Source organism: Colwellia sp. M166 (genome assembly GCF_024585285.1).
In the GTDB taxonomy this organism is placed as follows: domain Bacteria; phylum Pseudomonadota; class Gammaproteobacteria; order Enterobacterales; family Alteromonadaceae; genus Cognaticolwellia.
Genome location: NZ_CP040755.1, coordinates 3,843,740 through 3,861,547 on the forward strand (window position 1 = coordinate 3,843,740; position 17,808 = coordinate 3,861,547).

The following is a 17,808-nucleotide window of genomic DNA, read 5'->3' on the forward strand; positions in this document are numbered from 1 at the left end:
AGGATGGATCATATATACTACACTGTAGGCTAAATCGTATATTCTTATATTACTTATTCATTTCTTTAATTAAGAATGCTGAAATTTCAGCGCCAGCCGCTAACGTTCTGTCACGGCTAACTTCACCTAAACCAGTGCTGTCAGTAAATGGGGCTATTTCCATCATGTCGGCACCTGTGATCGGACATTGAGTTGCAACAGCACGTAGTATTTGCATTGCTTCATCTGGTGACAAACCGTCAGGCTCTGGCGTACCTGTTGCCGAAGCATAAGTTTCGTCAAGTGCGTCAATATCAAAGCTGACATAAACTTCATCAATATTATCAGCCTTTAACTGAGTAATAATTTTTTTAATAACCGCTTCAACACCTTGCTCTTTAACTTCATGAGCCCAATGTTGTTTAACTCCAAAGGTGCTTTCCCAATGTGACTTAGGCTTGCCGCTTGAGCGAATTCCAACTTGAATCAAATCACGATGCTCAGTTAAATCATCTAAAATGTGTGTACACCAAGAGCCAAAGCAAAGATCGATACCTAAACGTTCGACGAGCAAATCAGTATGAGCGTCAAAATGAACAATTGCGGCACGTACGCCTTGCTTTTTCTTTGCCTGTAAATAGGCTTTTGTTAATGGGTAACTTACCGAATGATCACCGCCAATACCAAAAATACCTTTGTTTGGAAATTCAGCATAAAAGTCGTGTAAAACGTCTTCTGTTATCGTTAAAGGGCTAACCGCGAATTTACTATTCTCATCTTGGTAGAGTGCTTTACGACAATTGGCAATAGTGGCCTCATTTAAATACTTATCGTGTAATAAATGCGGAATAACGCGTACGTCACCTAAATCAAAGGCGGTTAAATCAGGATACTGCTCTAGCAATGTCGAGCGAACAAATAACGGTCCCCAGTTTGCGCCACGTAAAATACCACCACCACAATCTGAAGCAACACCTAGAATAACCGCATTAGTCGATTCTGGCAGCTTTTCAATACTTTGCTGCCATAGGGCTTCAATATTATCTGATTGGCCAAATAACGCTTGGTGCAAACGCTCTTTACGTTCTTTTGCGGTGTTAACGGTAAAAACTCCGTTGCCTGGTGGACATAAGCACTGGCTGATTTTATTTTTAAATGTTGACCATGAGATTGTCATGTATATTCTCTTCCTATTAAAAGGTATTGAAATTCACTTAAATGAACGCAAACTACCTGGAGTGATGGTAATAAATTGTTATTACTGATGATAAACTGAAGTTATTTCGGTCTCAGCCCTTAAGTTTTATCATAAAGTCGATTATGATGGCGCCGAAAAATTCGCATCATTATAGCTAAAAGTTGTAAAAAGGCACATATATAAAAATTTTTTGCTTGTCAGCTTGCTAATTTACAGATATATCTAATAGTAATTTTAGTCTCAAATTTAATTTTAAGTCTCAGTTTTATTGATACATACAATTTTTACTTAATATTTTGCTCGCGCAATATCAAGTAATTCAGCGCAACTAACTGTGACGAAACTGGCAATAGTCAGCTTAGTAGGAATATAAAATAATATGGCAAAATCTCTGGTAATTGTGGAATCGCCAGCCAAAGCGAAAACAATTAACAAGTACCTTGGTAAAGATTTTATTGTAAAATCGAGTGTTGGTCACGTACGTGATCTACCCCATGGCAGTACCGGTAAAAAAGTGGCAGCTAAATCTCCTGCTGAAGTGAGAAAAATGGCACCTGCGGCGAAAGCCAAATATAAGCAGAAGCGCGATAAGCTTGCACTGGTTAACCGTATGGGAATCGATCCTGATAATAATTGGGAAGCGAATTATCAAATATTACCCGGCAAAGAAAAAGTGGTTAGTGAATTAACCAAGCTTGCTAGTACCGCCGACACCATCTATCTCGCAACCGATTTGGATAGAGAGGGAGAGGCGATAGCTTGGCATTTAAAAGAGATCATCGGTGGTGATGACGCGAAATTTAAACGTGTTGTTTTCAATGAAATCACTGAAAATGCAATTCAACAGGCCTTCTCTTCACCCGGTGAATTGAGTATGCCAGGGGTTAATGCTCAGCAAGCACGACGCTTTCTTGACCGTGTTGTTGGTTTTATGGTTAGCCCATTGTTATGGAAAAAAGTTGCCAGAGGTTTATCTGCAGGTCGAGTACAATCGGTTGCGGTAAAACTTGTGGTTGAAAAAGAACGTGAAATTAAAGCCTTTGATCCGAAAGAGTATTGGGAAGTTAGTGCCGATACACACACTGCTGCCGGTAATGATTTCGCACTTGATGTTACTCATGAAAAGGGGAAACCATTTAAGCCAACGAATGAAGCTGATACGAATAAAGCCCTAGCGGTTCTAAAATCGTCAGCCTATACCGTCAGTAAACGTGAAGATAAACCATCAAAGAGTACACCATCTGCACCGTTTATTACTTCGACATTACAGCAGGCTGCGAGTACTAAATTAGGCTTTGGTGTTAAACGTACTATGGGCTTAGCACAGCGCTTGTATGAAGCTGGGCATATTACTTATATGCGTACTGACTCAACTAATTTAAGTAAAGATGCGGTTGAAGCTTGTCGTGCTTATATTAGTGATAGCTTTGGTGATAACTACTTACCAGAAAACGCTAAGATATATAGCAGTAAAGGTAATGCTCAAGAGGCGCATGAGGCTATTCGTCCATCGAATGTTAAACTTGAAGCTGCTTTTATCACTGATGTTGATGCTGATGCGAAAAAATTGTATGAGTTAATTTGGCGCCAATTTGTCGCCTGTCAAATGACCGCTGCACGTTATACAGTAAGTACGATTACCGTTGATGCTTCTGGTTTTGATTTAAAAGCTAAAGGGCGTGTAATGCAGTTTGATGGTTGGACCCGTGTTCATCCGCAATTATCAAAAGGTGATGATAAACATTTACCTGACTTAGCCGTGGGTGAAGCGTTAACGTTACAACAATTGAATCCTGCTCAGCACTTTACTAAGCCACCGGCTCGCTTTGGTGAGGCATCATTAGTAAAAGAACTCGAAAAACGCTCAATTGGTCGCCCATCAACGTATGCGTCAATTATTTCAACTATTCAAGATCGCGGTTATGTACGTTTAGATAAAAAACGTTTTTATGCCGAAAAAATGGGTGAAATCGTTACGGATAGTTTATCCGGCAGCTTTCAAAAGCTAATGAATTATGACTTCACTGCCAATATGGAGCAGGAGCTGGATGAAGTTGCTGAAGGAAAAAGTAACTGGAAAGACGTATTAAACGGTTTCTATAAAAACTTTACTCAGCAGTTAGAGCTTGCGGACAAGCCTTCTGATGAAGGTGGTATGCGTAATAATGAACCTATTGTTACTGATATTGATTGTCCAACCTGTGGTCGTAAAATGGGTATCAGAACCGGTTCTACTGGCGTATTCTTAGGTTGTTCTGGTTATGCATTACCGCCAAAAGAGCGCTGCACAACCACCATGAACTTAACGCCAGGTGAAGAAGCGGTTAGCGTTTTAGCTGAAGACCAAGAAACTGAAGCGCTACGTGCTATGCACCGTTGTAACAAATGCGGCACGGCTATGGACAGTTACTTGATCGATGAAACGCGCAAGTTACATGTTTGTGGTAATAACCCTGTCTGCGATGGTTTAGAGTTAGAAAAAGGTGAATTTAAGCTCAAAGGCTACGATGGTCCTATTTTAGAATGTGATCGTTGTGAAGCCGAAATGGAGCTTAAGTCTGGCCGTTTTGGTAAGTATTTTGATTGTACGAATAGCGAATGTAAAAATACCCGTAAGCTATTGGCTAGTGGTGAAGCTGCGCCACCGAAAGAAGATCCGGTACAATTACCTGAATTGCCATGTGAAAAATCTGAAGCGCACTTTGTTTTACGTGATGGTGCGGCAGGTATTTTCTTAGCGGCAAATACGTTTCCCAAGTCACGAGAAACACGGGCACCGAAAGTGGTTGAGTTGGCGCGTTTTCGCGATAGAATTTCAGAAAAATTCTATTATCTTGCCGATGCTCCAGCAGAAGATCCTGAGGGTAACCTTGCTGTAGTACGTTATAGCCGAAAAACTAAATCACAGTATGTAATGACGGAAGTTGAAGGTAAAGCGACTGGCTGGAATGCTAAATATATTGAAGGCAAGTGGGTCGAAGAGTTAGCGAAGAAAAAAGCCCCTAAGGCAAAAGCTAAAGCGAAACCAAAAGCAAAGCCGAAAGAAAAAAAGTCAGCCTAACTTAGCTTGCCCATTCTAGTATGGGCAAGTTGATAGAATAAAAGCGCTCTTGAGCGCTTTTTTTATTGCTAATGTTTCAGAATAACTTAGCGTTATATCGATTGTTTATCTGCAGCGGTTTGATAATCTTCAAGCGATTAAATTACATTGAGTTGGAAGCAGCTGAGTAACGTTGTCTAAATAGTATTAATCAACCTCAGATCGGGTTAAGCCCTAACCATAGCATTCTTCTCTACGTCACTAATATTAAGGGTTGGCTTATTTTCTTTAAGGCAATAAGCCACTAAACCTGCCAGTAAATTCAACATAAAACTATTAGGGCTACGATGACGCGAATGCTCTATTTGAGATATATTCTTCAATTGATCATTTATCGTTTCAATAATAAACCGTCTAGATAACATTGCTCTATCCCATAACGACATAGCTTTGGCTTTCATATTACGGCGCACGGTTGTTATCAAATCAACTCCTTTTTCCTTCAAACCAACTGTTAATTTTTTTGCTTATATAGCCTTTATCTGCATATAACTTCCCTTTTAAGTTTTTAGCTAAGGCTAATACGGGCTTTGTGTCGTGAACATTGCCAGTAGTTAATTTAGCCTCAACTATTTCACCTCTAAAGTTAGTGACTAAATGTAGTTTGAACCCATAAAACCAACCCATTGTTCCTTTGCCCCGTTCGGCTATACCGTCAAATGTTTTATGTCTAGGAATTCTTAAGTTATGGCATACTTTTATGCTTGTAGAGTCAATAAACTCAATACCTGTAGACTCACCTTTAAGTATTGAAAAGTAGCTAGAAAGTGGAACGACCGCTTTAGGCATCACTTCTAAAAATCGAGTGTAGCTCAATAAGCTAGGGAAATGTGAACGATAAAACTTAGCAATATAACCTTTATAATAATTTTTAAAGTCGCGATGATTTGATGTATGAAAAGCAATTAATATAGTGATTATCTCACTCATAGCCATACGGCATGGACGATTTCGCTTGATACTTCCATCAGCAATTAATTGTTTCTCCCATTGTGGGATAAATACGCGACAAAAATCATCGACATCACAGAATATTTCAACTAGTTTATTCATGCCCGTTCCTTATTATCTTTCTGTTTTTTCTTGGTCGAAAGATCGGATCGTGGAACGGGCACTTAGTTCAATTTAATTAATTCTTATCCCGAGCTGAGGTTAATCAGCAAATTCTAGTGTATCTATCACTCTTCGTGCCTCAGCGATGGTGCAGTCAGTGCGAAGCATGAGCTCAGACACGGTTATCCCCGGCTTTTTGTCCACAATGCTGATCAACATATCAAAGCTTAAGTTTTTGTGTTGCTTAGACAAGTGTGTGACCAACCACTGCCAACTTTGCTCTTCACTAGCCTCAATTGCCGTTATTATTGCTTCTATTTGTTCAAAGCTAGCGTTGAGTTGCCAATTGCGAGAACGACCAATACGGTTAAGCTCCCCACCTTGTTCGCGGATCAGAGATTTAAGTACGGAGGATTTTAGTACACGACGTAAAAAAGCAGGTAGGGTAATATTGGGTGTTTTATTTTTGGCTGTTTTCATTACTTATAGAAACTAAAAACCAGCATTGCAGCTGGTTTAGTCGTTTAGAGGTTAGGTTACCATTTTTTCTTCGGTTGAAATAATAAATCTAAATCATCTTCTTCCGCTTTAGCTTTTTTAGCCGCATCCTTTGCATTGGTATTTTTTAGTGACGAAGTAATGTCTTCTAGTATATTTTCGACTTCTTCACGTTTACTGGTACAGTACTCTGTTTGAACGGGGCTTTCTGATATGGTTTGTAATGCTTTTTCAAGGTACTGTCTAGCAGAGCCTAACATTTCTTTTTGATAAGCCATCATGCCACGTTTTTGCAGGCTTTCTACGCCAATCTTTAGCTGCATTGCTGCTAATTTATGATCTTCTTGGGTAAAGGTTTGGGCATCTAAATTACCTTTAGTTTGCTCTGACTTTAATGTTGCACGTAATTTTTTTATACACTGTAAAATGCCGACTAAATGTTGTTCGTTATCAGGTAAAGTAAAGCTTTGCTCACTTGCTGTTTGGCTATTGTTATCATTACTAGCATTTACTCGCGCTTCCATTTCTTGCACACGTTTAACTAAAGACTTGTTTTCTGGCAATATTTTTGCCATAGATTTCGCGGCATTTAAACTGCGGTTATTGAGAATTTTTATTAAACTCGGATTGTTAGGTAAATTACCTAAACTTAACAGTAATTCTTCTGTTTCATCAATTATAGCTTTTTGCTTTGCTGCTCTAGCACGTTTTTCATGTTCTAATTTTTCTTTATGCTGTTGTATTGCATTGACTACCACGACAATGATAATTAAAGCGATAATTAAAGCGATGATAATGCCCATGTTTAATTCTCTATTATGAAAAATATTAATTGCTAATGTAGCAGTCTACAAAAATTGTTCGATGAAGCAAAGGATAAAGCGTTTTCTTTTCCGAGTTTTCATGTATTTGCTGATATGTAATAGCTAAAGATGACATTTTTGCTGTAAAAATAATCGTTTAAATTGTTAATTAGTCGCTAATTTCCCCACAATTCAAAAATTAATATGGTATAAATGTTATTATAAGTATATATTTTTCGAATAAGAAACCTCTGAATTATAATTATGAAGCTGCAACAACTCCGCTATATCGTCGAAGTACTGAATAATAACTTAAATGTTTCCGCTACCGCTGAAAGTCTTTTTACTTCACAGCCTGGTATTAGCAAACAAGTACGAATGCTAGAAGATGAGCTGGGCATTCAAATTTTTGGCCGCAGTGGCAAACATCTCACTCATGTTACGTCCGCGGGCAATGAAGTGATAAACATAGCGACAGAAATATTATCAAAGGTTGAAGCAATTAAAGCCGTTGCTCGTGAACACACGCAACCCGATGAAGGTAAGTTACGTATTGCTACCACGCATACGCAAGCGCGTTATGCTTTACCGGAAGTTATTCAAGGCTTCATGAAGAAATATTCAAAAGTATCGCTACATATGTATCAAGGGACGCCTGCACAAATTAGCGATGCCTCAAGTAAAGGTGAAGCTGACTTTGCTATTGCCACCGAGTCTTTGCACCTCTATAACGACTTAGTGATGTTACCTTGTTATCACTGGAACCGTAGTATTATTGTTAAAGCCGATCACCCTTTAGCGAGCAAACAAAATATTACTATTGAAGATATTGCGAAATACTCTTTAGTGACTTACGTTTTTGGTTTTACTGGCCGTTCAGAGTTAGATGCAGCCTTTAATCAAGTCGGTGTTGAGCCTAAGATTGCTTTTACTGCGACAGATGCTGATGTGATTAAAACCTATGTCAGATTAGGCGTCGGTGTTGGCGTTATTGCGACGATGGCGATGGATCCAAAAATTGATCATGATCTCGTCACTATTGATGCGAGCCATTTATTTAGCCCAAGCACGACTAAAATTGGCTTTAGACGCGGCACCTTCTTACGTGGCTATATGTTTGATTTTATCGAACGCTTCGCTCCGCACTTAAACCGTGATTTGGTTACCAGAGCTATTTTATTGAAAAACAACGCTGAAATAGATGAAATGTTCGCTAATATCAAATTACCTATTCGTTAGTCTTAGTTTCTTCCATCTAGCTTTTATCAAACAGATAATAAAAAGCCGTATTAATTTTAATACGGCTTTTTGCTTTTACAATATTCAGAGTAACAGCTTATTAACACTCAATAATATTAACCGCTAAACCGCCACGAGAGGTTTCTTTATATTTGGTTTTCATGTCATTACCAGTATCCCACATAGTTTTTATCACTTTATCTAATGACACTTTCTGCTTGCCTGTACCGCGTAACGCTAAACGTGAAGCATTAATGGCTTTAACTGAGCCCATGGCATTACGCTCAATACAAGGTACTTGCACTAAACCGCCGACAGGGTCACAAGTAAGACCTAAGTTATGTTCCATACCAATTTCTGCGGCGTTCTCTACTTGTACCGGTGAGCCACCCATAATTTCAGTTAATGCCCCCGCAGCCATCGAACAGGCAACGCCTACTTCTGCTTGGCAGCCACCTTCGGCACCTGAAATGGTCGCGTTAGTTTTATATAAGATACCAATAGCAGCGGCAGTTAATAAGTAACGAATACAGTCTTCTTCATCGACAGGTTTAATAAACTTATCATAGTAAGATAAAACCGCTGGCAGGATACCAGCAGCACCATTGGTTGGCGCGGTGACGACTCGGCTACCGGCAGCGTTCTCTTCATTTACTGCTAAGGCAAATAAGTTAACCCAATCCATAGCTGAAAGCGGATCGTTACTTTTTTCAACCGATAGTGCTCGGTGTAAAGCGGGCGCTCTGCGGGTGACTTTTAAACCGCCTGGCAAAATACCTTCAGTGACTATGCCGCGAGCAATACTGGCTTTCATTGCCTCCCATATATCTATCAAACCAGAGCGGATATCTGTTTCAGCTTGCAAACACTTTTCGTTATCCATCATGATGCTACTTATGCTCAAGCCTTTTTCATTGGCTATTTGCAATAATTCGTCAGCGCTAGTAAAGCGATGAGGCCGGTCAATGTTGGCATGTGTTGATAAAGCTTTATCTTTTTCTTTTTCAAAATCACAATCTTTAACAATAAATCCGCCACCGATAGAGTAGTAGGTTTCTTCGAAGATCACTGTGTCATCAGAGTAAGCAAACAGGGTCATAGCGTTAGCATGCGCAGGTAGTGTTTTCCTCCGATGATATATAATCGCGTTCGTCTTTGGAAACGCGATAAGGTGCTGCATATTAAGTTTTATTTTTTCACTGGCAACAACTTCAGCTAAGGTTGATTCGATAGAGTCAACAGGGATTGTTTCCGGACTTTGCCCTGTTAACCCTAATATCACAGCTTTACCTGTGCCATGACCTATTCCTGTTTGCCCTAGTGACCCAAACAGCTCGCATTTAACCCGATCTGTGTTGGTTAATTTACCTGCTGCTATAAGATTTTCAACAAATAGCTTAGCAGCTTTCATCGGGCCAACGGTATGAGAACTGGAAGGGCCAATTCCAATCGAAAACATATCAAATACACTAATCATAAGAAAACCTGAATAAACACTGTTAAATGTAGGTGAAAGTAAAATTTTGTTCGGTGATTGTAGCTGAAAGCTTTCAGCATGCAAAACAAAATATTACTTACTTCGCTATTATTATAGCCAGTAACTCACCAAGGTATAAATTAATTTAGCAACACACTCAGGTCATGCAACATAGCGGCTGTTGCTCCCCAAATATTATATTGTTGATAAGGCATGAAATGGACATTGTGGTGCTTGCCTTTGTGGTAAAAGGGCACTTGAATATGGTGTTGACGTTGTAAAAAATGTGTCAGAGGGACTTGAAATACTTCAGAAACCTCATTTTCATCAATTTGATAACTTTTACTGTTAGGTACGATAGCAACAATGGGGGTTACTTCATAGCCTGAAATGGTCTGGTAAGGGTTTAGTTGGCCAAGGACATTAATAAAAGGAGCTCGAAGACCAATTTCCTCTTCAGTTTCACGTAATGCCGTGGCGGTCAAGTCACTATCAAATGGCTCGGCTTTACCGCCCGGAAAACTGATTTGTCCTGGGTGATGGGTAAGATGGCTTGCGCGCTTAGTCAATAAAACATCAAGCTGATTTTGATAGCTAATAATGGGGATCAATACCGCGGCACTTTTAAGTTGTTGCGGATAGCTAAAATTATGCACAGAGGCAGGTAAAGCTCGCATTTGAAAGCGCTGTATAAATTCTTCTTTAGTCATACATACCTTCAAAAGTTATTTGTCAAAGGCTAAGTGCTAGATCAACTGTTAGATATTTTAGTTGCGTTTAGCTTGCTTAATACCGGTAAGATTTTATTCACTTTATCGTAAGTTTCTTGATACTCGCTGTCAACGTTTGAATCAGCAACGAGGCCACCACCCGCCCAACAGTGTATTTTTTCCTTGTGACAAACTAAGGTTCTGATGGTGATACTGGTATCCATATTACCGCAAGCAGATAAGTAACCGATAGAGCCACAATAGACACTTCGTTGGTTTGGTTCTAATTCTTCAATAATATCCATGGCTCTAATTTTTGGCGCGCCAGTGATGGAGCCTCCAGGAAACGCCGCACGCAATAAATCACTACCATCGTATTGTGCTGCTATCTCTCCTTCAACGGTACTGACTAAGTGGTGCACGGCTGGAAAGCTTTCAATGGCAAATAATGCTGGCACAGTTACTGAACCTGGTACACACACGCGGCTAATATCGTTACGCAGCAGATCAACAATCATTAAGTTCTCTGCTCTATCTTTACTCGCTTGTCGTAATTCATTGGCATTGGCCTGATCTGTCACGGGGTCTTGACTGCGAGGTCGGGTGCCTTTAATCGGCTTACTTTGTATTTTATTGCCGACTTTTTGCAGAAAACGTTCAGGTGAAATACTCAAGATCGCACTATCATCAAAACGCAAAAAAGCAGAAAAAGGCGCTTTGTTTTCGGCTCTCAAGGCACAATAAGCCTGATATTCACAACCACTATATTGTGCGCTAAAACGTTGAGCTAAATTAATTTGATAGCAATCGCCAGACAATAAATAATCATGCACTTGTTGAAATTTTTCACGATATTGTGCCTGTGGCATATTAGATTGCCATGGTGTGGTTAATTTGAAATTTTTTGTTGCTCCGGTACTTGTTTCTAAATTTAAATCATTAGCGACAGTGGCTTGTGACGATTTTTTTGTTAACGCATGATTAAAAAAGTCAATAAATGATGCTCTGTGTTCATCAAAACATAGTAACCAGTATTGTTGTAATTTTCGATCACAAATAACCGCGTGTTGGTAAATGCCAATGGCCATTTCAGGAATGGCGATATCTTTATGCGTTTGCTGCTTGATAACCTCAAAACGTTTACCTAAATCGTAAGCGAAATAGCCAACCGCGCCACCTTTGAAGGGTAATGCACAAGGGGCAATATCAACATCCTCAAAACAAGCTTTTTGCTGTTGCTTTAAGAGTAACAGTGGGTCTTCATTACTTTGATATTGGCTGTTATCGCGCATATGTTTAACGCTAGTGGTATCACCCAAGGTGGTTAACGTAATACTGGGTTGCCAGACCATAATGTCATAACGGCTATCAATATGCGTACTCTCACAAGAATCTAACCACATTGCCCAAGGCTGCTCAGCAATAAGCGAGAATAAGCTTTGGCTATCATATGGCGTGTCTAATTGCAGTAATTGTGCGGACAGTCGTCTTCTGGAATTTGTTGGCAAAGTATTCTCACACTATTTAATCGATAGAAATTAAGTCAAGGTCTCTGTATCTGGGTCACTATATTAGACCATTTGATACTGGTAGGGATTTAACAACCGATGTATGATATCGGCAAATTTATAACTTTCAACTTATCTCTCGCCCAATTGATAAAAAAAGAGACCGTTATGGCTATTATAAAACAGCAAGACCTAATCGAAAGCGTTGCAGACGCGCTACAATATATTTCCTTCTATCATCCGTTAGATTTTATTCAAGCACTTGAAAAGGCTTATCACAAAGAAGAAAGCCAGGCGGCGAAAGACGCTATTGCGCAAATTCTGATTAATTCGCGTATGTCGGCACACGGTAAACGTCCAATTTGCCAAGATACGGGTATTGTTACCTGTTTTGTCAAAATTGGTATGGCTGTGCAGTGGGATAAGACTGACATGACGGTGCAACAAATGGTAGACGAAGGTACGCGTCGTGCATATTTAAACCCTGATAATCCATTACGCGCGTCAATTGTTGCTGATCCTGCTGGCAAGCGAATTAATACCAAAGATAATACACCGTCAGTAGTTCATATTGATATGGTGCCTGGCGATCACATTGAAGTGATGATTGCTGCTAAAGGCGGCGGAAGCGAAAACAAATCTAAAATGGCCATGCTAAATCCAAGTGACTCTATTGCTGATTGGGTGGTGAAAACCTTACCAACAATGGGTGCAGGCTGGTGTCCACCAGGCATGTTAGGTATAGGCATTGGTGGTACGGCTGAAAAAGCAGGCGTATTAGCAAAAGAAAGTTTGATGGATCCCGTCAATATTCAGGATCTGATTGACCGAGGCCCTGAAAGTGCAGAAGAAGAGTTACGTTTAGAAATCTATGACCGTGTTAATAAGCTAGGTATCGGTGCGCAAGGTCTAGGTGGTTTAACCACGGTGGTTGATATTAAAATTAATTCAGTACCAACCCACGCCGCTTCAAAACCCGTAGTGATGATCCCAAATTGTGCTGCGACTCGTCATGTGCATTTCCATCTTGATGGCTCAGGCTCTGCTGATTTAACGCCGCCAAAACTTGAAGATTGGCCTGAGATTACTTGGGAAGTTGGTGAAAATGTGCGTCGTGTTAATGTTGATGAATTATCAAAAGCTGATGTTAGTTCATGGAAAACAGGTGAAACGGTACTGTTAAGTGGCACAATTTTAACTGGTCGCGATGCTGCGCATAAACGTATTCAGGATATGCTAGCCGCAGGTGAAGAATTACCGGTAGACTTTACTGACAAATTTATTTACTACGTAGGTCCTGTTGATGCTATTGGTGATGAAGCTGTAGGCCCAGCTGGACCAACAACAGCAACACGTATGGATAAATTTACTGAAATGATGCTATCGAAAACAGGTTTATTAGGTACTATCGGTAAAGCTGAACGTGGCCCTGAAACGGTTGAGTGCATTAAAAATCATAAGTCAGTTTATTTAATGGCCGTCGGTGGCGCGGCATACTTAGTGTCTAAAGCCATTAAAAAAGCCAAAGTTGTGGCTTTTGAAGATATGGGTATGGAAGCGATTTACGAATTCGTTGTCGAAGATATGCCCGTTACGGTTGCCGTTGATAGCTTAGGTGAATCAGCACATGTTACTGGGCCTGCTATCTGGCAAGCGAAGATTGCAGAACTCGATAGTAAATTAAAAGGCGAGTAATTCACTGTTATTAAAACGCCCATCCGGGCGTTTTTTTATGTACAGGATGTACGGTATGTCGCGGTCACATGGATGTGAAAGAGCGTGTATGTACAGGATGTACGGTATGTCGCGGTCACATGGTCGTTCCTTGCCACCCATGGCATCACGCATTAATATATCCTTATATGTCGATGTGAAAGCGCGTGTATGTTCAGAATGTATAGTAAAAATATTAATAAAAGCATATAAACAAAAGTAGGATGTTATGAATAAAAAAATAGGCAGCATGGCAACGCTTACTACGTTGGCCTTTGCCAGTGCGACAAGTGCTGCGAGCACAGTCGAGTCAAAGGTGTTAGATGTCACGGCATTAACAGAGTTTAATCAAATTCATGATTTTGTCGTTTCTCCGCAAGGTGACAGCTTTATATATCGCCTAAAAAAAGGCATTCGCTCTACAGATAACCACCTTTATTTGCAAAACGTAAATTCAAATAAGGCGCAGCAGCTGACCAGCAACTCAAGTGGTGAAAGCAATGTCATGTACGCACAAGATGGAAAAAGTATTTATTTTCTTTCTGCGCGCAGTGGTAGCTCACAAATATGGCAATTACCACTGAGCGGTGGTGAAGCTCAGCAAGTATCAGCGTTGCCTCTTGATATTAACGGTTTTCAAATGTCTAATGATGGTAAACGTTTTGCCGTTGAGCTAACGGTTATGCCGGGCTGTGAAACTATGCAGTGTACGCTTGATGCCAAAGCTACTGACGCCAAGAAAAAGCATAATATTAGAGTGTACGAGCAATTAATGATTCGTCACTGGGATACATGGAATAGCGCTTATAAGTCACATTTATTTGTGGCAGAAAAAAATGACAGTGGTGCGTTTACACAAGCGACTGATTTAATACCTTCATGGCAGGGCGATATTGCCGGCGCAGGTGAGGTGAGTTTTCATCCTGACGGTAAAAGCTTAAGCTTTTCAGCAAAGCTGCCAAGCAAAAAACAAGCGTGGAATACTAACTTCGATATTTTTGAAGTCGATTTAACCACTAAAGAACTCACTAATATTACCGAAGAAAATACCGCTTGGGATGCAAAACCGGTTTATTCTCCTAATGGTCGTTATTTAGCCTATAAAGCCATGTCGGTGCCTGGCTATGAATCAGATAAGTTTACGGTGATGATCCGTGATGGAAAAACCGGTAAAACGCGTGCTGTTGCCAAACAGTGGGATCGCTCGGTGAGCGAGTTAGTTTTTGCTGATGATAACCGTACTTTGTATGTTACCGCCAATGATATGGGTCAAAAAAGCATTTTTGAAATAAACCCAGAGTTTGGTGATGTTCGTCGCGTATATAATGATGGCACGGCAGGGAAAATAGCTGTATCAGCAGAGAAAGTGTTTTTTACTCGTCACGCGCTTGATGCGCCAACCGATATCTTCGCCATTGACCGTGACGGTCAGCAGTTAAAGCAGCTAACGCAAGTCAATGCCGATAAACTGAGTAATATTTCACTTTCAGAGTTTGAACAGTTCAATTTTAAAGGCTGGAACGATGAAGAGGTACATGGTTACTGGTTAAAGCCAGCAAACTTCCAAGAGGGTAACAAATACCCTATTGCTTTTTTAGTGCATGGTGGACCACAAGGCAGTTTCGGTAATATGTTTCATTATCGTTGGAATGCACAGTTATGGGCGGCGCAAGGCTATGCTGTTGTGATGATCGATTTTCATGGCTCCATTGGTTATGGACAACAATTTACCGATTCAATCGCGCGTGATTGGGGCGGAAAGCCACTAGAAGACTTACAAAAAGGCCTTGCTGATATCACCAGTCAAGAACCTTGGATGGATGCTGATAACGCTTGCGCACTCGGAGCATCGTATGGTGGTTACATGATGAACTGGATCCAAGGTAATTGGTCTGATGGTTTTAAATGTATTGTTAATCATGCTGGTTTGTATGATATGCCAAGCTTTTACGGCTCAACAGAAGAGCTTTGGTTCCCTGAACACGATATGGGCGGCCCCGTTTGGCAAGGTAGTGAAGACTATAATAAATTTAACCCTGCGGCTTTAGTTAAAAACTGGCAAACGCCGATGTTAGTCATTCAAGGTGAGCTAGATTATCGTGTACCTTACGCGCAAAGCTTAGGAGCGTTTACCGCTTTACAACGTCAAAGCATTCCAAGTCGTTTGGTGATGTTTCCAGATGAAGATCATCATATTCGCAATCCGGATAACTTGAAAGTATGGTATCAAGAAGTGTTTAACTGGATGAAAAAGTATACTAAGTAAAATATCTTATCACGGGGGGCGGTGCATATAGCACCGTTATGACTACTAAACTCTGCATTAATCTTATACCAATTCTACTAAGTTTCCCTCTCAGCGAACAAAGTTAATAGACTTGGTGTTAAATGAAGAGCTTGTAAGGTAAAAAAACGGTAATGCTATTGCAAGCATTGCCGTTTTTTATGTCTTGAATAAGCAGTACTAGCCCATTTATTATGCCTTATGGTGTTTCATTATGGTGTTTCATTATGGTGCTAGGCTGCAATATCAGCTATATAAAAGAGCGCTTTACTGGTTAGTCAGTGTAGTGCTGATACTAGTATGCAACTACACTTAATGAGTAACGTTCAATAAGGCATATTTATCAATAAGCCATAAATTTTTAGTTTCTATGGCGTTAATTAATCTAATTACACTCCTGCCAGTCAACGCCATCAGTACTACATTCCTTAATATAGGTATAATCTTCACTGTATGTAAGACGTTCCCAAAGACCACTAGAGTACTTATCTGTTTGCACTCGGGTTGCTTTACTATCATCAGTAATTCGTTTATGCCAGTCAGTAACCTCTACGGTTACTTCATCATCAAACAGATAAGGTAGTTGTTTTAGGTGAGTGATTAATTCTGTGCTATCAAGGTCGTTCGTTTTATCTGCTAATGACTTCCAGTGACTCAAGGTATCAAATTCAGCTAAATCGTCATAGATAGTAAAATTAGCATCGTAGCTGATATTCGACACTTGATAAGTGATCGCGTAATATTTTCTGTCCGAGTTGTCGAAACCTTGGCTATTACAAGTCTCAAAATCAGCCGTGATGCTATACGGACTGCTGTTTGATAACTGGTACTTTACGCCATCTTCGGTGAATGATGCAGACTCGTTATTGATACAAATATACTCTTGACCACCGTTACTGGTATAAATGTCTTTTTGTATGCTTAATATACCGTCGTTCCATGGTGAAACAGTTTCTTCTCGGTCATAAATAACCAGATCAATCGCACTATGATCATCATTAAGTCTAACAGTTTCAATGAGATAACCTGTCGGGAGAAAAATAATACTTTCTCGATACCAAGCGTCAGGGAAACCAGTGCCTTGATCATAGAATTCATTCTGGTACACCGTGACTCTAATTTCGATAGCGTTCGGGTACTGTGTTTCAAGATCTAACTGATGGGCATATGAGGTTTTTAATCCCGTGACAATATTTTGTGCTGCTTGATACGCTTCTGCATTTTCCGAGGCAATAAAGTCAGCATAAATATCCTGTGCAGAGATATTATAATGACTAACTAAATTTCTGATCACTGAGTTGATTTCTGTGGCTAATTCTGTTCGTAAACTATAATTATTTTTCAATATTTCACAGCTCATAGCTGATTTGCTACTTGCAGATAATTTATCTTGCAGCTGTTGCCAAAGCACTGTTGTGAGAGGCGAAATATGTAGTAAGTCAATATCAGTGATCGGCAATAATGTTGGTGGTTTCGACATCTGATAAGCTTGCGTTACTTCACCTAAGTCTTCATCAATTGCGCCAACAGGTATATCAACATATAAAGTAGCATAGGTTAGGCATTCTTTTTCATCATCGCTAAGCTCTAATGTATAGTCGCCAGCATCACCTGATACGGTAATAGGCTCATCATTGTTATGTTGTTTATCGCCATTAAGATCAAGCCACACACTAGCACCTGAGACATAACCGTCAATCACTTTACCTGAAAAAACATGTGTTACTGGCGGGGTTGGCTCAGGCTCAGGCACAGGTGTTGGATCCGGTATCGGTGTTGGAACAGGTATAGGCTCTACTACCTTTTTAGTTGATGCGTCGCCTCCGCCTCCACATGCAGTCGTTATAATTAATATGACGGATAAACTCAAACAACGAACTATGTTTTTTAATCGCATTACTTTTCCCTAAGTGAGTATGTTATTGATATTCTGTTAACATTTTAATTACAATTATTCTATGGTAGCTCTAGCCTACCGTCAACGCTTATTGCTGAATGAACAAGCACATTTATTTGAGGCGAATATCGTATAAATGATTAAAAAATGACTAAAATTGCAGTTGTCGTTTCTCTGCATGCGCTTGAGCTACGACTATTGATAACAAAAAACCTCAAAGAATTAAAATAGAAAATGACAAGCAGCATTTAGCTTTTGATAAATATCATAACTAGCTGATGTGGAGTTTTAAAAAATGATTAACCTTATCAGTAAAATATGCTCTAATAACTGTTAATATTTACAGTAT

Annotated in this window: 11 protein-coding genes and 1 pseudogene; 4 read left to right on the forward strand and 8 right to left on the reverse strand. The window is 39.9% G+C overall.

All coding sequences use genetic code 11. The features are described from left to right. Positions 1–49 precede the first annotated feature (49 nt). On the reverse strand, positions 50–1,156 hold the full coding sequence (locus FGD67_RS17385; RefSeq protein WP_257172322.1) for an arginase family protein: 1,107 nt from the start codon (positions 1,154–1,156) through the stop codon (positions 50–52). A gap of 400 nt (positions 1,157–1,556) precedes the next feature. Between FGD67_RS17385 and topA the strand changes: the two genes are divergently transcribed. Then, positions 1,557–4,238: a type I DNA topoisomerase gene (topA, locus tag FGD67_RS17390; protein WP_257172323.1), complete on the forward strand. Its 2,682-nt coding sequence runs from the start codon at positions 1,557–1,559 to the stop codon at positions 4,236–4,238. 206 nt (positions 4,239–4,444) lie between these two features. On the opposite strand, the pseudogene FGD67_RS17395 reads toward topA, so the two are convergent. The 3 genes and pseudogenes from FGD67_RS17395 to FGD67_RS17405 all read right to left on the reverse strand — a co-directional run bounded on the left by FGD67_RS17395 (position 4,445) and on the right by FGD67_RS17405 (position 6,631). Beyond that, positions 4,445–5,330 (reverse strand): annotated as a pseudogene (locus tag FGD67_RS17395) (IS982 family transposase). A 99-nt stretch (positions 5,331–5,429) separates the two neighbouring features. Beyond that, positions 5,430–5,810, reverse strand: a complete 381-nt coding sequence (locus FGD67_RS17400) for a ribosome recycling factor family protein (protein ID WP_257172324.1) — start codon at positions 5,808–5,810, stop codon at positions 5,430–5,432. 56 nt (positions 5,811–5,866) lie between these two features. Next, positions 5,867–6,631, reverse strand: a complete 765-nt coding sequence (locus FGD67_RS17405) for a hypothetical protein (RefSeq protein ID WP_257172325.1) — start codon at positions 6,629–6,631, stop codon at positions 5,867–5,869. Between the two features lie 264 nt (positions 6,632–6,895). On the opposite strand from FGD67_RS17405, the gene cysB reads away from it, so the two are divergent. Then, a complete protein-coding gene (gene cysB, locus FGD67_RS17410; RefSeq protein ID WP_257172326.1) occupies positions 6,896–7,870 on the forward strand; it encodes an HTH-type transcriptional regulator CysB in 975 nt (324 codons plus the stop codon). A gap of 100 nt (positions 7,871–7,970) precedes the next feature. Here cysB and FGD67_RS17415 read toward each other — a convergent pair whose 3' ends face one another. From FGD67_RS17415 to pabB, 3 genes are all read right to left on the reverse strand, one after another. Continuing rightward, on the reverse strand, positions 7,971–9,347 hold the full coding sequence (locus tag FGD67_RS17415; RefSeq protein ID WP_257172327.1) for an L-serine ammonia-lyase: 1,377 nt from the start codon (positions 9,345–9,347) through the stop codon (positions 7,971–7,973). 140 nt (positions 9,348–9,487) lie between these two features. Then, the gene (locus tag FGD67_RS17420; RefSeq protein ID WP_257172328.1) at positions 9,488–10,057 is read right to left on the reverse strand and encodes a CoA pyrophosphatase; all 570 of its coding nucleotides are present in this window, start codon (positions 10,055–10,057) and stop codon (positions 9,488–9,490) included. 41 nt (positions 10,058–10,098) lie between these two features. Next, positions 10,099–11,565: an aminodeoxychorismate synthase component I gene (pabB, locus tag FGD67_RS17425; RefSeq protein WP_257172329.1), complete on the reverse strand. Its 1,467-nt coding sequence runs from the start codon at positions 11,563–11,565 to the stop codon at positions 10,099–10,101. A gap of 168 nt (positions 11,566–11,733) precedes the next feature. Between pabB and FGD67_RS17430 the strand changes: the two genes are divergently transcribed. Next, positions 11,734–13,260, forward strand: coding sequence for a fumarate hydratase (locus tag FGD67_RS17430; protein WP_257172330.1), 1,527 nt, complete (start codon positions 11,734–11,736; stop codon positions 13,258–13,260). Between the two features lie 247 nt (positions 13,261–13,507). Then, a complete protein-coding gene (locus FGD67_RS17435; protein ID WP_257172331.1) occupies positions 13,508–15,544 on the forward strand; it encodes a S9 family peptidase in 2,037 nt (678 codons plus the stop codon). A gap of 403 nt (positions 15,545–15,947) precedes the next feature. On the opposite strand, the gene FGD67_RS17440 is transcribed toward FGD67_RS17435, so the two are convergent. Further along, positions 15,948–17,459, reverse strand: a complete 1,512-nt coding sequence (locus FGD67_RS17440; RefSeq protein ID WP_257172332.1) for a hypothetical protein — start codon at positions 17,457–17,459, stop codon at positions 15,948–15,950. Between the last annotated feature and the right edge of the window lie 349 nt (positions 17,460–17,808).